This is a genomic window from Acanthopleuribacter pedis (assembly GCF_017377855.1).
Classification (GTDB): Bacteria; Acidobacteriota; Holophagae; order Acanthopleuribacterales; family Acanthopleuribacteraceae; genus Acanthopleuribacter; species Acanthopleuribacter pedis.
The window spans coordinates 88715-103850 of sequence record NZ_JAFREP010000021.1 but is presented as its reverse complement, the minus strand read 5'-3'; the positions used below and the strand labels follow the sequence as shown (position 1 = coordinate 103850).

Sequence of the window (15136 nt, the reverse complement as noted above, 5' to 3'; positions counted from 1 at the left end):
GATAAAAAATAAATCAATTCAGAAAGTTTGTGATTGGTTTCTCCACATAATTCGAATACGAGGGAAAACCGTGGATTTTCAGAAGTTTATTGATGTGATGATCTTTTTGTGAGCGCCGCATGGGATGATGCCTGCCAAACTGCGCGGCACCCCTCCGGTTCAGGGTGGAAGGAACCACGGCGGCTGTTTAATCGTTCACCCTGATGTGGGGACGCGGGGCGCGCCGGCCCGGGGCGAAAATCCCTTGCGCCGGGGGGCCGAATGATGAAACCTAAGAAGCGCGATAAGAGCGAGGGATTTTGGCTAAAGATCTGGAGCGAAATGGTTTGGGGAAAGCGGAAGCGCACCCATTGGGTGCGGTGAGCATTTTCACAGACCGTTGCAGCCCAGAGGTTTAGCCAAAATCGCCGCGAGTTATCGCGCTTCTTAGGTGAAAGCCCATGTGTGTCTAACCGAAGCGGAACTGAACCGAGAGGGGGAGCAAAAGATCTGGAGCGAAATGGTTTGGAGAAAGGGTACCGGGTCGCGCACGACCATACCCGTTGCGAGCTGTGAGCTTTTTACGGGCTATTGCCACCCACGGGTTTCGTCGTAATCTCCGCGCGTTAGCCCTGCTTAAGTCCAGGAAGGTGCCCCGTCTCACCGCCTGCCCACCAGATTGTTACTTGATACATCGCGTGCCCGTGCCGATAGCAATCCTGAAAGATCTTTGTATCGGAAGGCGGGCGGCTTTTGTTCCATTCACCCAAAACCCTGCTCCAGGTCGGCGAACATGACGGCGTTTCCCAGGATGATCTACAGTCCTTGTTGGAGCCTGGTTTTCATTTTGAATGCCCGCGGGATTGGGAAGTTGCAGGGCTGTTGTTGGTGTCGAGAAATTATTCCGCGGCCGTTTTTCTGTGGGGACGGGAAGACCAGCCCGTGATTGAAACCCTCCAACAAGTCCGCAACGAAAAGACCCGAGAGGATTTGCCTATTTTTGTTCTAGCGGCGGAACCCTTGCGCGCTCAGGGGGTAGCGGCTTTACAAGCGGGTGCCTCGGATATTTTCTTTTTCCCCTACGATTTCTCTTTTATCCGTGCCAAGTTGTGTTTAGCGATAGAGACCCGTACCCAGTTTGATAAAGTCCGCGACGATATGCAGCGTTATTTACTGGCGGCACGCGGTACCAACGACGGCTTGTTTGATTGGGATCTTGATTCCGGTGAAATTTATTTTAGCGAAGAATGGCGGCACCTTTTACAGCTTCCGCCCGATGTTTATTTGCGCAGTCAAGAAGACTGGTTTGAACGGGTTCACCCGGATGATCGCGACGCGCTTCGATCAAAACTTGCTTTGCATTTGGAAGGGGTTACCGAAAATCTGGAGTACCAATACCGAATCCGTGCCGCGAATGGTGAGTATATTTGGGTACTGTGTCGGGGATCGGCCAACGAACGCAAGGAAGGGGTTTCTCGGCGTTTGGCCGGCATGATTACCGATCTCACCAATCGCAGTATTCACGATACCCGTACCGGCTTACCTTTTCGCGGTTTTTTTATGGAACGTTTGAGCCAGGCCGTCACCCGAACCCAATTCAATCAGCAGGTTCGCTACAGCCTTTTATATATAGATATTGATCGTTTCAAGGTGCTGAGCGAGGGTTTTGGTTACAGTATTGTTGATACGGTGCTGGTTGCTTTTGCCAAACGATTAGAACATTGCTTGCGCGACGGTGATACCCTGGCTTTCCTGGGTGGCGACAGTTTTGTGGTACTGGTTGAGGACTTTCAGGACGCATCGCACGGGCTGGCCGTCGCCAACCAAATTCACCTTCAATTGATCGCCCCTTTTCATCTCGCTGAAACCGATGTTTTTACCAAGGCGAGTATCGGCATCGCCCAGGTCACCGGGGAAACCCACAATACGGAGGAGTTGCTGCGGCGGGCCCAAACCGCCATGAAATATGCTCGCCGGCTCGGATCCGGCCACTCTGAACTGTACAATCCCGATATGGACGGGGTTAGCCGCCAAATGCTTGAACTGGAGGTCAAGTTACGTTCCGCGCTTGATCGAAATGAGTTTCGGGTGTTTTATCAACCCCAGCTGTGTCTGGAAACCGGCAGTATTTCCGGGATGGAAGCGCTCATCCGATGGGAAAACGAGGGGCGAATGATCTCGCCCGGTGAGTTTATTCCGGTAGCCGAGGAAACCGACCTGATCTTGCCGATTGGCGAATGGGTTTTGCGCGAAGCCTGTTTGTTCACCCAAGACTTGATCCAAAAGGGCTTGGGACCTCTAAGGGTATCGGTAAACCTGTCCGAACGGCAATTTCGTGCCCGAAATCTGGTGAACACCGTGGAACACATTCTGGGCGAAACCGGGCTGCCCGCCGAATATTTGGAACTCGAGCTTACCGAAAGCATTTTTGTCGAGGATCCCGAACAAACGTCAAAAACGCTCCAGGCCTTCGGCCGATTGGGCTGCAAGGTTGCCCTCGACGACTTTGGCACAGGCTACTCTTCCTTAAGTTATTTGAAAAAGTTCCCCCTGGATACCTTAAAAATCGACCGTGCTTTTGTCATGGACCTTACCAGCGACAGCCGCGATGCCGCTTTGTGTTCCACCATCATCTCGTTGGCACATAAGTTCAACATGGAAGTGATCGCCGAGGGGGTCGAAACCCGCGAGCACCTCATTATCCTGCGCGCTTTCCAGTGCGATGAAATTCAGGGCTACCACTTCGCCAAACCCCTGCCCCCCGATCAGTTTGAAGCTTTTGTGCGTCGCCATTTGGCTCAGAACGAGACGACCCTTGACGGTCTCGGTTTCTCTTTTTAACCAGACTGATCGAAGGCTGCTTGTGGGTTAATCGACATAGCGTTCCGCCCATGCGGCGATCATCTTGCCGACGTATACTGCATCGTCTTTTTTGCTCAGTAGGTGGTCGGCCTGGTCCAAGCTTAGGAAGCTTTTGGGATGTTTGGCCGCGCCGAAGATTGCCGCCGCGTTTTCGATGCCGACCGTATTGTCCATCGGCGCGTGGCAAACCAACAATGCTTTGCCCAATCGCCCGATTCGTTCAATGGTGTCTTGTTGCGCCAGGTCATCCAGGAATTGACGTCGAATGGTGAAGGGGCGCCCACCAATATGGACCTCGGCTTCGCCCGCGTTTCGAATGGACTGTTCTTTCGATCCAACCAAGTGGGCGACGTGTTGTGGATCGGCCGGGGCGCCGATGGTGACCACGGCGCGAACGGATTCGAGTTTTTTGGCTACTCGAATGACGGCGGCGCCGCCCAAAGAATGACCGATCAGGATTTGGGGGGCACGATGGATATCGGCCATATGTCTGGCCGCTTCCGCCAAATCCAACAGGTTGGTGGAAAAGTTGGTCGCCGCAAAATCGCCCTCGCTGTCCCCGAGCCCGGTGAAGTCAAAGCGAAAAACGGCGATGCCCTGTGCGGTTAATGCACGCGCGATGTGTGAGACGGCCAATAAGTTTTTGGAACAGGTAAAACAGTGAGCGAACAGCGCGGAGGCGCGCACCGCACCCGAATCGGGCAGGTCGACTCGGGCCGCCAATTGGTGGCCTTGGGTATTGGGGAAGGTGATTTTCTCTGATTTCATTCAGTCCTCCTCGATGGTGTTGTAACCGATGTACCGCGATTGATCGCGCTTATTAGGTTCTAAGCCGGAATCCTCCGGTCTTGCCTGAGTCGACGGGTTGCGCGGCCCATGCCGCATCGCGATGTTCTCGCCAAAGCACTTGCAAAATTGGTGATGGGTGATAGATTGGGTGGAGTCTTTCTCCAAAAGCAACAGGGCCCACCACGCTCACCAATACGGTTCAAAGCCCTCCCCGCGATGTTTTCTTGTACGGTGCGAAGGGTCCCACGCCCTGATTTGCGAGACCCCATCGGCGTCGGGAAGCGTTTGCTGTTTGGTTCGGTATCTCGCCGCTGTCTTGTTTCCCACCAATGTACCTCGGTATTCCCCAATATTGTCTGAAAGAGGACGGATGACATGAATGAACAACCAAGTATCGTGAACAACCACTATGTCGACCTTCTACAGAACATCTTAATTGCTGTTCTTATTCTCGTCGTCGGCTGGGTTTTGAGTAAATGGGTCAACCGCATCGTGCTCATGGCGTTGCGAAACCGTAAGGTTGACGAAGCCCTAAGCCGCTTTTTGAGCGGTTTGTCTCAATATGCGACCCTGGCTCTTGCGATCATTTCCGCGCTAGGCACGGTCGGCATTGAAACCACCAGCTTGGTGGCCGTTTTGGCTTCCGCCGGTATCGCCATTGGTTTGGCGTTGCAAGGCAGTCTCTCCAACTTTGCCTCGGGTGTGATGATCCTGTTCTTCCGCCCCTTCGACCTCAAGGACTTCATTACAGCCGCCGGAGAATCCGGGGTTGTGGAAGACATCGGCATATTTACCACCGTTCTGCTTACGCCGCAAAAGCATCGAATTATCATTCCCAACGGCGCGGTTCTTGGCGGTCCGATTACCAACTACACCGCCGAGGGTATTCGACGCGGAACCATTGAAGTTGGGGTTGCCTATGGGGTTGAAATGGAAGCCGTGATCGAGGTTTTGGATAAAGCGGCTGATCGTTGCGATCTGGTTCTGGAAGATCCCAAACCCATTATTGCCTTCACAAACTTTGGCGCCAGCTCACTTGATTTTGCCATTCATGCCCATTCCAAAACGCCCGATTACCACGCCATGCTGCACCAGGTTCGGGTCGCTGTTTACGACGACCTCAACGCCGCCGGCATTGAGATTCCGTTTGCACAAATCGTGGTCCACCAAGCCGAAGCCGGCGAGGCCGCGGCATAACCCAATCGACCGATTGAGGGGGTTTCGGCCCCCTTTTTGTCCGCTTTTGTCGGCTTGAATCAACCCGAGATACGACTTCTTAACGGTCGATTAGCACGGGTATGCAAAACCTGTGTCATAAAATCTGCATGCTGGGTGTTATTGTAAGTGCATGAGAAGTAACGAGTTGTAAAAGGTTTACGCAGATTGGTTCTTGCATGCCGTGCAAAAATCGGGTTGAATGAAAGACATTTGTTAGGCATGGTTCCATTCTATCGTTCGCCTAAATAAAGTTTCGGGGGCAGCATGCTTGTGAGATTTTTCGCGATTGCTTTGTGTATGACCACCTTTTGTTTGGGGCAATTACCAGATCGCGACGCTTTAGTTAAAAAATTGGTTGAGGGCTCATCCTCCGATTCCGATTTTGCCACCCAGGAGTTAATCAAACACTTCCAGATGGGTGGTTTGCGTACCGTGGTGCGCAACTTAAACAGATTACCGGATGAGAAGAAAATTCAATATATGCATGTGCTCCGGCACATGGATCTTTTCCGCTTTCGCAACGACTTAAACGCCAATCTTATTGAAGCGCCCAATGATGTGGCGCGCATGGTGGCTTTGCGTTTGCTCGCAACCTTCGGGGAACGGCTCAACCCCGAAATTTTCGAGCCTTATGTCGCCAACGAAGAGAACCCTATTCAACTGCGTTTGGCCGCCATGAGTGGTTTGATCCAAGCGCAACGACCCGCTGCTTACGACCGCTTCGTCGAAATCGCCGAAAAAGCGACCTTCGATCCCATCACCGGTCAAGATGATTTTGCATTCGCAGAAATCTCCGCGGAAAACCGCGGTTTTTTCCTCTACACCAAATCCAAATTAGAAGACAAAAAGGCACCTCTTGGTGCCGTGATGGTGTCCATTTACCTGGCTGGTCCACGTAATGACGATATCTATACCAACTTGCTCGATCAACGTCGCCGCAAGTTAATTCCCCTTCTGATCGACCGCGCTATCCTCGCCGGCGCGCCCAACTTGCTCGAACTCATGGCTGATCACAAAACCTGTAGAAAGAAGGTTGACGACATTAAAAAAGCCATGCCTGCCGCGCGGGCCATTGCCGATCTCAAAAAACAGTTTTTCAAACACGAGATCCAACAGATGCCGATTGCGCCACGTTTGGACCTACGCCCCAAAGGCTCTGGAACCGAAACCGGTTTCCGTTCGGCCTACGGTGTTGTAAAGGTTAGCGATGCGGGTGAGATTAGTGTTGTGGAATCCTTTTCACCTTTTGGCGGTTCAGGCGACCTGGCCGGCAAAATCGGCAATAAAACCTTTCCCGCGTTTGTCGATTGGCAACCCGTTGAGTCCTACTTCCTGGTGGCCACCCCGTAAGGTCGGCGTATTAGCTCGCGCCGAACAAGGCTTCGGGTTTCACCATCAAATAGAAACGTCACTTTTCAATGACGGCGTACTTCTCTGGAACGTACGCCGTTTTCTTTTTTGCGTGATGCTCCCGTAAATAACGGGGACCGGCATGACGCACCAGGATTGGTTGCAAGGGGCTGAAATGGTTGTTAGCAAGACGGTTGCGACCGATGCGAAACGCGGGTCCGGCAGAGCTGGGGCGAGGTATAACCGACCGAGAAAGCAAAGTGGTTATAAGGAATTCTGCTACGAAGACGAATCCTTGGTGAGAAATGCGGGCTAAGTGCCCCATTTGTATGGTTCTAGGCAAAAAACGCGTTCGGCATCCTCGTTGAACCGTGTAAAATATGAGGATCAAATAGCCGGAAACAAACACAGGAAGGGGGCGGTATGCCGATTCCACATATTTTGTATTTGGACAACCATTTTGAGGATAAGAAGAAGCTGGTCATTCTTTTGTTCTCCAATGGTTATGAAGTGATGCCTGTCTCCAAACTGAAAGAGGGCTTGTCCGCACTGCGTGTGGCTGACTTTGACATGGTTTTATGTGATATGCATTTGCCCGACGGCGACGCCGATCATTTGATTCAAACTGTTAAAAGTTCTACCGACCTCTCGAATATTCCGGTCATGGTGATTACCAGTCAGGCCAGCGATAGTGACCGTAACAACGTGATGTCCTTAGGTGCGGCCGATTACCTTACCAAGGATCTTGACCCAACACAGCTCCTGAAACGGGTCAAAGAAACCGTGAACTTGCACCGCCGCGCCATCAAAAAAACGTCGGTGGGCATTTCCGGCCAATTGGCGCGCCTCAAGATTATCGATTTGATTATGCAGCTATCTGATGAGAAAAGCTCGGGATGCATCACCATTGACGGCCCGCTGCTTATGGAAATTCATATGCGTGACGGTCAAATAGTGCACGCACGCCATGGCATCACCTTGGGCAAAAAAGCCCTGTTCCGTTGTCTGCGCATTGCCGAGGCCGCCTTTCATTTCCAGGCGGACAGCCAAGTGATCGAATACTCGATTGAAGAGGAGCTCGACGACCTACTCGAGGAAGCCAGGGTTTCGAACGAAAAACTCATGGCCAATTGGCACAAATTGCCCAATGCCAATTACCGGGTGCGGATCGGTAATCCATCCGCGCTGCAATCCACCAACTTTAAACCGGCTGTCCGGGCCGCGTTGGAGATCATTAAAAAATACCCGCGCATTGGTACCTATGTGGACCGCCTCAACCTTCCCGATGTTGTTTGTTACGAATATTTACATACGTTCTTGGAACGCGAAATCATTGAGTTGGTTACCGAACACAAACCCGTCAAAGTGGTGACCGATGCGAGTTGTGATTTGCCCCAGGAAGAACTTTACGACTTAGGCGTTTCCTGTTTCTCCGTTTCCCTCAAGCTTGGTTCCGAGCAACTGCTGGCCACTGATCCCAAAACCGAGGATGTGGTTTACAGCAGCAAATCGAAAGTGCTCGAGCAGGTCACCATTTTGCCGCCTGACAACGAAACCATTCTCGATCGCTACGTGAATTTTCTGCCCAAGTACGACTGTGTCACCATCACCATGGGTGAAAAGGTCGGTCCCATGTTTGAGGCCGTGGATAAAAATGTCGCCAAGCTACAAGCGACCGGTTTGGATGGCAAGAGCTTGCTCGCCAATGAGACGACCACCATCAACAGCCATTCCTTTTCCTTAGGATTGGGGCTTTTGGTGCGTTATGCCGCTGATTTAGTGGGTCAATCGCTCCAGGCGGAACAGGTGGAAGAACGCCTAATTACGGCGATTTCTCAGCTCCATATGATTTTTGCGGTCAATGCCGACCGCAGCTTTTTGGCCAAAAAGGGCTTTTCCATTCTTTACTGGAACGGTGAAGACTTTGAACTGATTGAAAAACTCGACAAAAAAGAGAACCCAATCAACGCCTTGGCCCAGCATGTAGAACGCCGCCTCGATCATAAGTCCGGGCTTCACATGGCGATTGGCCACGTTCGTAACCGTCAGCAAGGAGAAGCTTTGCGGTTGGAGTTGGGGCGTCGGTTATCCACCACCCGCGCACCTTTGCGTCAAATGGGACCCATTGCCGGTTACCGCCTTGGCGAGGGTGCCCTGGGTGTGGCTTTTTTCCAAGAGTAAGCCACGCCGGTAGCCGTGATCCACACGCCTCGGGACACGCCCATTCGTGGGGCGTGACCCGGCCGGGTGTGCTTATTTCCAGTCGACGGCTAACTCGCCGACCGGACCCTTCATGACAATTTCCAGTTTGGGGCTGTTTGGGGAAAAGGATTCCGGTTCCCATGTTTTGTCGTTTTTAACGAAACCGTACTGGGTTAAATCGCGGGAAGTACCGCGAATAAGGACTTGGGTTCCACGCGGGAAGGTCAGCGCCGCTTTTCCGATGTCTAGGTCGAGTTTGATCTGGGTATCGATGAGGATTTTCGGACCGAAATCCACGCTAAGTTCGCCGACGCCGCCGTTGATTTTGATCTTGTCGGCTTTTAAGTTGGCCAGATTGTTAATTTCCAGGTCCCCGGCCAGCAGGCCGAAGGTTGCCCGACCTCTGACAATCGATTGATTCACCGTGGGGAAATTGATGTCCATGTCACCGTAAGAAGCACGGGCGCGAAAGCGGCTGATGTTGAGATCTGCAAAATTTAACGAACCATAGCCCACCGAATTAATCGACATGTTGAAATCGAGTTCGGCTCCGTTGGGGATTTCCGCGCGCATGTTGGGCGCGGTTTTTTGGATGTGGCCGGCCAATCGATTGAGTGTGTACGGAATACTTGTTTCCCATTTGAACACCTGCTTCTCTCGATCAAAGGCGCTGTAACCGCGTCCTTTTTGAAAATAGGTAACCGCTTCTCCTTGGCCTTGTTGGTTGGAAGCCTTCAGTTCGATGTTGCCGGCACGGCCGCGGAAGTGAACTTTAATGTTTCGGTCCTTACCGTAAGACAAACTGGTGCGTTGGCGGTTTTCGGCGGCGTCGCGTTCCGCTTGGGTTGTTTGAGCCGCGGCGGGCAGGCTAAAGAACAGAACCACCCAGAACAGGGCGCGGGGCGCAGAGGAAATCCATGTCATTGCGATCACTCCTAATAGCTAATCATCATATCGGGGAAGGTTTTCCCCCTTGGTGTTTTATATCTAAATTTAGGTTATCCACGACGGTCGGCCAAGGTGGCGGCAATCCAGTGGAGGAAGCGTTCTTCCGTGGGCGGAGGACCGGGTTGGTGCACCTTTCGCGTTTCGCCGCGCCATTGACTGACCAGCGTTCCTTCCTGGTCACGGTCCAGGTTGAAAAGTGCGATGCCGGGGCCTTTTTCGGGATCGATGTCCCGCTCTTCCGCCTTGGGGTCCGCCAGCAAAACCAGGGCGATCATGTAGGACTCGCCGACAAACAAGGGTTCGGGCATCTGGATTAAGATACATGGCCAGGGCCGGATGACCGTTGTTTTGATGGCGAGTGCCTCGGCATGCATGCGAAAGGGATCGCGATTTTTCTGGTTAATGTCGCGATTCACATCTAACAAATAATTGATGAACCGTTCTCGATCCATCTTGATGCCGCCGAAGAACGTCATGGGATCGCGCCAGGCCACTTGTGGGACCACAACCTGAGAAAAGGTGAAGTGGTGGGCCCGTGGTTCGCCCGCGATTTCGGCGGGGGTGGCCGGATCATCGGTGGCGGCTGGGTCGCTGGACCTCGATTTTTTAAGGAATTCAAACATCGCTTACTTTCTCCCTTGGAACCATACCGCGCATCTTAACCGATTCCAGCAGAATGACCCAGCCTTGTCCGCAAATTGGCTCGGCGTGGCGGCATCGGGCCAAAGGATCACGGCGCGCAAGACTTGATACGTTAGGTCGGCAATGGCATGATGGGGCTTTCCTCGGGACGGCCCTGGTTACGGCAAGGACCGGGAGACCGGATTAATCGGCTGTAACAGGCTAAGGAGGCAGGGGATGGGCATGATGCTGGGACTGTTTGCGGCAGTAATCCAAAGCGCTTGGATGGGGTCGGCTCCGGTTCAGGAACCGCGTTATTCCTGGAGGCAAGCCCCGCCGGCTTTGGAACGCCGGCTCAGCCAAGGGGTGCTTCAATGGCAGGTCGAGGACAAAACCCTGATTTTTACGGCCTTTGACAAGAGCCGCGCGGTGGAAAAGGCGCGCCTCGAAACGGATTTACCTGCCTGGCCGGTCGTGGACTGGATGCGTCACGGCCAAAACCTGTTCGTCGTCCAGCAAAACGCGGCTGCCCCGGGTGAGATTTCCCTGGCGCGGCTAAACCTCTCCAAGCCGGGATCCCTGTTCCAATGGCGCTTGAGCCATCCTGAGCCGGTTATGCGCGCCACCTTGAACCATCATCGCCGCCGTTTGCTGACCCTAGACGAGAAAGGCGCGGTGCGTTTGTGGCGGGTTGAGCTCGATCCCTACCAGGAGCGGCCGACGATGTCCCAAAAAGCAGTATTGCTCAAAGAACACCATTTCAATGTTCAGAAGGGGGCCGCGTTTGTGCCTTCTTGGTCTCCGCTCGGCAACTTCTATACCATGCCACGTCATGGCGGCGGGTTGCTCCTGTACGACGGTCAGGACGGTGTGGTTCTCGGCGATTTCGGCGGCGTTCCGCGTGATGCTGTTTATCGCGGCGACAACCCCCCTATTCAGGCATTGGCTTTTAGCCAACGGGAGGAGCGGATCGCGGTGTTGCGTTACTCGGCGCCGGGTGTTCAGTCGCCTGCCTCTGACTTGGTGGTCTGGGATAACTGGGGTCTCAATCAAGGCCGGCTGATGCGGGTGGATGCGGATCGCATTCGTGCCATGGATTTCGACCGAATGGAAGACCAATTGGTGCTGGCCTCGGGTGATCGCCTGATGGTGTGGGATGCAGTGGCCAACCAAGTCCGAAAAGAATGGCCCGCGGGAGTGGTTGATCTTCTCCGTTGCCATCCCCGGCGATCCTGGATTGCCGCCAAAAATCGCGCGGGTGAATTGACATTATACGAAATGAATACGGGTCAAACCCTGGCGACGTTTGCCGGGGCGGATGCGCACGGAACCAGGCTTGAATTCAGTTATGACGGACGATTGCTGCTTTTGTTGGGTCGGACCCAAAGCGAGCCGTTCATTCAAGCCTGGGTTGTTCCGCCAATACCCTGATGTGACGCCGTTTGCTCGATTGATCTGGTTGCCGATGTTCGCTATACTGCCCACATTCAGCATCCACGACGTGTAGCCCGCGGTTGGCGCTTGCCAACCTAGTACGGTTCTGGTTGGGCCGTTCGCGGAACTTCTGTGTTTGGTCGGTATGCCAAGGGGGAACGTTGGCATCGGTCGGCCGTCTCGTGCGGTTTAAACGCGGAAAACAGGTGGTGGTTGTTGCTCGGGTCCTCCGAAAATCTCTTTGTTGGGGAGTGGGTGCGTGCGTAATTTTCCCTTTTACAGCCAGAACTTGGTCTATGTTGAATCGATTTACGAAAGTTATTTGGAAGATCCCGAGCGTGTCTCGCCGGAATGGCGCCGTTACTTTGAAAGCGACGGCGAGGTACCTGCATCGCCGACTCCGACACCAGCGCGTCCCGCGGCGAGCCTCGGCGCCGCCCCCGTGCCGGCGCGACCGGCAAAAACAGATGACTTTGCGCCTGTTTCGCCAACCACGGCCGGCGCCCCGGCGCTGTCCCTGGGCGCACATGAGGAAGAGAAACGCGCCCAATTGGCACAAAGCGACACGGTTCTGGCCTACCTCAACCAGATCTCCCTATTTGAACTGGTGACGGCCGAGGATTTAAAAGCGATAGCCGCCATTACCGACCTCGTCGAGAAAAACGAAGGCGAGATCATCAGCCAAACCGGGCAAGCGGCCAACGATTTTTTCTATATCATCGAGGGTTTGGTTGCCATTATCAAAAAAGGCGTGGAGATTAACTTCCTCGGTGCCGGTGAAATGATCGGAGAATTGGCCGTATTTGATGATCGTCCCCGTTCCGCGACCATGGTGGCTAAAACCGCCTGTCGCCTGATCCATATTCAAAGGGATCGTCTTTACCAGGTGATGCAAGCGCGCAGCAGTCTTGATCTCGGATTGGTGCATGTGCTTGCCGCGCGTTTGCGCGACGCCGCCTTCCGCCAGGAACGTGCCGACCGTTTGGTAACTGCTTACCGCGAGCGGGGCCACGTCAAAGCGCACATTGATCCGCTGGGTATTTTGGATCAAATTGAGCACCCCGAATTAACCTTGGAACACTATGGTTTCCGTCAAGAAGATCTCGACCTTAAATTAACCGTCAAAATTGGCAAAGCCTCCGTAAGCCGAAGCCTGCGTGACATTATTAATCACCTGGAAGATACTTACTGCCGCTCTATTGGTGTGCAATATACCCACATTGATGATTTGGACATCCAAGAGTGGATTCGCCTGCGTATGGAAGACCCTTCTTTACGCATGCGCATGACGGCGGAAGAACAAAAACATATTCTGCGCAAGCTGGCTGATGCCGAGAATTTCGAGAGCTTTTTGCACCGCAAATTTGTCGGCGCCAAACGCTTCTCGCTGGAGGGCGCTGAAAGCCTGATTCCCTTGTTGGAAAACGCGATTGAGGAAGCCGGCGCCCATGACACTGACGAGGTCATTATCGGCATGGCCCACCGCGGTCGTTTAAACGTGTTGGTGAACATCATGGGTAAGCCGGCCAGCCAGGTGTTTCGCGAGTTTAAAGATACCTCGCCTGATACCCACGGTGGGCGCGGCGACGTGAAATACCACCTGGGGTACGGTAGCGATCACCGCACCGCTTCTGGTAAGAATTTGCACCTGAGTTTGTGTTTTAACCCCAGTCACCTTGAATTTGTCGGCCCGGTTTGCATGGGTCGGGCTCGCGCCAAGCAGGACCGTTTCGGCGATGTGGGCCGCGCGCGCGCGCTGGCGCTGGTGATCCACGGCGATGCCGCTTTTGCGGGGCAGGGCGTGGTTCAGGAGATGCTCAATCTCAGTGAACTCAACGGTTACTGTACGGGTGGTACCGTTCATATCATTCTCAACAACCAGGTCGGGTTCACCACGGATCCCAGCGATGCGCGATCAACCCAATACGCCACCGATGTCGCGCGCATGCTGCAAATTCCCATTTTCCACGTGAACGGGGAAGATCCCGAGGCCGTTGCGCGCTCGATCCGCATCGCCATGGATTTCCGCAAAAAGTTCCGCAAGGACATCGTGATCGATATGTACAGCTACCGGAAATACGGCCACAACGAGGGCGACGACCCTGGTTTCACGCAACCGACCCTGTACCAAAAAATCAAAAAACGGCCGACCGTCCGCGAGTTCTACGTCAAGAACCTGCTCAAATTGGGTGGAATCTCCCAGGAAGAAGCCGACCGTATTCAGGAGGAATCCAAGGCCCATTTGGAAGCTGAATACCAACATGCCGAGGATCCTGACGGCGCCTACATCGAGATTGAGATGGGTCAGGGTTTGTGGAAACCCTACCGCGGCGGTTTGGACAAAGAGGTTCCCGAGGTGGATACCAAGGTTCGCCTGGAGAAGTTGCGTAAATTGCTGATCAAGATTTCCGAGTACCCTGACACCTTTAAACCCCACACCAAAATTCAGCGTTTCCTCAAGCAACAAAAAGAAATGGCCGAAGGTGAGCGCTTATTGAGCTGGGGCAATGGTGAAGCTTTGGCTTTTGCGACTTTATTGGACGAGGGTTATCCGGTGCGGTTCACCGGTCAGGATGTCCAACGCGGCACTTTCAGTCACCGACATGCCGTGCTCCACGACAGCCGGAACAACGAACTCTTCACACCCTTGGCCCAGGTCGCCCAAAACGGGGCGTTCCTCGAGATTTACAACAGCCCGCTCAGTGAAGTGGCGGTTATGGGTTTTGAATACGGCTACAGTTTGGATTACCCCGAGGCGCTGACCATCTGGGAAGCCCAGTTCGGCGATTTCAGCAACGTGGCCCAGGTTATCATCGACCAGTTCATCAGCACGAGTGAAGAGAAATGGCGCCGCCTCAGCGGTTTGGCGTTGTTCCTCCCCCACGGATTCGAAGGCCAGGGGCCGGAACACTCCAGCGCCCGTTTGGAGCGGTTTTTGATGCTGGCCGCCGATGACAACATCCAGGTCGTCAACCTGACCACGCCCGCCCAGTTGTTCCACTGTCTGCGGCGACAAGTTCTGCGGCCATGGCGGAAACCGCTGATTGTGATGTCGCCCAAAAGTTTGTTGCGTCACCCGGAGGCGGTTTCGCCGCTTTCTGATTTGGCGGAGGGTGGCTTCCAACGGGTGATCGCTGATGATGAGGTGGATCCCGACAAGGTCTCACGCATCCTGTTGTGCAGCGGTAAAGTGTATTACGAACTGCTTGCGGCACGGCGTGAGAACGACATGCACCATGTGGCTATTTTGCGATTAGAGCAATATTATCCGTTCCCTTCTGATTTGCTGAAACGCGTGTTGTCGTCCTACAAATCGGACGTACCTGTTTACTGGGTTCAGGAAGAGCCTCACAACATGGGGGCCTGGCCTTTCCTGAAGCTGAAGCTGGGGAACTACATTGAGGGCGGCGGTTCGCACCACTTGTTCTGTGTGAGCCGTCCAGAGGCCGCCAGCCCCGCCACCGGTAGTGCCGCCAACCACCGGGTTAACCAGGAACGGTTGATCCACGAGGCACTGGGTTTGACCGTTTCCCAGCCTTCATCCACAACCTAATGGTTTCGCCAGGGGGAATCCTTGCCGGGGTTCTCCTTAGGGCGGCACGACGCTTTTTTGTCGCCCAACAGGTCAGGGCCACCTCCTGAAACAAGGCTGGACAAGGTCCGTACTCCTTTTGTATGGTTTTAATTCGCGGTGAGCCTGCTTTGCTCACAAGGATTCGTCGCGAGAAGCTGA

The 15136-nt window shown here is 53.8% G+C and carries 9 protein-coding genes; 6 read left to right on the top strand and 3 right to left on the bottom strand.

The window, feature by feature from the left end; translation table 11 throughout:
- Positions 1-732 precede the first annotated feature (732 nt).
- Positions 733-2820, top strand: a complete 2088-nt coding sequence (locus J3U88_RS21465) for a putative bifunctional diguanylate cyclase/phosphodiesterase (protein WP_207861033.1) — start codon at positions 733-735, stop codon at positions 2818-2820.
- Positions 2821-2847: 27 nt separating this feature from the next.
- On the opposite strand, the gene J3U88_RS21460 is transcribed toward J3U88_RS21465, so the two are convergent.
- Positions 2848-3609, bottom strand: coding sequence for an alpha/beta hydrolase family protein (locus J3U88_RS21460; protein WP_207861032.1), 762 nt, complete (start codon positions 3607-3609; stop codon positions 2848-2850).
- 396 nt (positions 3610-4005) lie between these two features.
- On the opposite strand from J3U88_RS21460, the gene J3U88_RS21455 reads away from it, so the two are divergent.
- The 3 genes from J3U88_RS21455 (at position 4006) to J3U88_RS21445 (ending at position 8379) form a co-directional block, all read left to right on the top strand.
- Positions 4006-4827 (top strand): mechanosensitive ion channel family protein, encoded by an 822-nt coding sequence (locus J3U88_RS21455; RefSeq protein ID WP_207861031.1) that lies wholly within the window; start codon positions 4006-4008, stop codon positions 4825-4827.
- Between the two features lie 285 nt (positions 4828-5112).
- Positions 5113-6198 carry a hypothetical protein gene (locus J3U88_RS21450; protein WP_207861030.1) on the top strand — a complete coding sequence of 362 codons (1086 nt, stop codon included), beginning with the start codon at positions 5113-5115 and terminating at the stop codon, positions 6196-6198.
- A gap of 423 nt (positions 6199-6621) precedes the next feature.
- Complete coding sequence (locus J3U88_RS21445) at positions 6622-8379, top strand: DegV family protein (RefSeq protein WP_207861029.1); 1758 nt, start codon at positions 6622-6624, stop codon at positions 8377-8379.
- A 72-nt stretch (positions 8380-8451) separates the two neighbouring features.
- Here the strand turns inward: J3U88_RS21445 and J3U88_RS21440 are convergent, their stop codons facing one another.
- Both J3U88_RS21440 and J3U88_RS21435 read right to left on the bottom strand, forming a co-directional pair.
- Positions 8452-9324: a hypothetical protein gene (locus J3U88_RS21440; RefSeq protein ID WP_207861028.1), complete on the bottom strand. Its 873-nt coding sequence runs from the start codon at positions 9322-9324 to the stop codon at positions 8452-8454.
- 74 nt (positions 9325-9398) lie between these two features.
- A complete protein-coding gene (locus J3U88_RS21435) occupies positions 9399-9971 on the bottom strand; it encodes a hypothetical protein (RefSeq protein ID WP_207861027.1) in 573 nt (190 codons plus the stop codon).
- A gap of 235 nt (positions 9972-10206) precedes the next feature.
- On the opposite strand from J3U88_RS21435, the gene J3U88_RS21430 reads away from it, so the two are divergent.
- Complete coding sequence (locus J3U88_RS21430; protein WP_207861026.1) at positions 10207-11400, top strand: WD40 repeat domain-containing protein; 1194 nt, start codon at positions 10207-10209, stop codon at positions 11398-11400.
- Positions 11401-11662: 262 nt separating this feature from the next.
- The gene (locus J3U88_RS21425; RefSeq protein ID WP_207861025.1) at positions 11663-14956 is read left to right on the top strand and encodes a 2-oxoglutarate dehydrogenase E1 component; all 3294 of its coding nucleotides are present in this window, start codon (positions 11663-11665) and stop codon (positions 14954-14956) included.
- Positions 14957-15136 lie beyond the last annotated feature (180 nt).

Bases quoted from the DNA above. Each gene is read 5' to 3' on its own strand.
- J3U88_RS21445 (WP_207861029.1), top strand. From the start codon at position 6,622: ATGCCGATTCCACATATTTTGTATTTGGACAACCATTTTGAGGATAAG.
- J3U88_RS21460 (WP_207861032.1), bottom strand. From the start codon at position 3,609: ATGAAATCAGAGAAAATCACCTTCCCCAATACCCAAGGCCACCAATTG.
- J3U88_RS21435 (WP_207861027.1), bottom strand. From the start codon at position 9,971: ATGTTTGAATTCCTTAAAAAATCGAGGTCCAGCGACCCAGCCGCCACC.
- J3U88_RS21450 (WP_207861030.1), top strand. From the start codon at position 5,113: ATGCTTGTGAGATTTTTCGCGATTGCTTTGTGTATGACCACCTTTTGT.
- J3U88_RS21455 (WP_207861031.1), top strand. From the start codon at position 4,006: ATGAATGAACAACCAAGTATCGTGAACAACCACTATGTCGACCTTCTA.
- J3U88_RS21430 (WP_207861026.1), top strand. From the start codon at position 10,207: ATGGGCATGATGCTGGGACTGTTTGCGGCAGTAATCCAAAGCGCTTGG.
- J3U88_RS21440 (WP_207861028.1), bottom strand. From the start codon at position 9,324: ATGACATGGATTTCCTCTGCGCCCCGCGCCCTGTTCTGGGTGGTTCTG.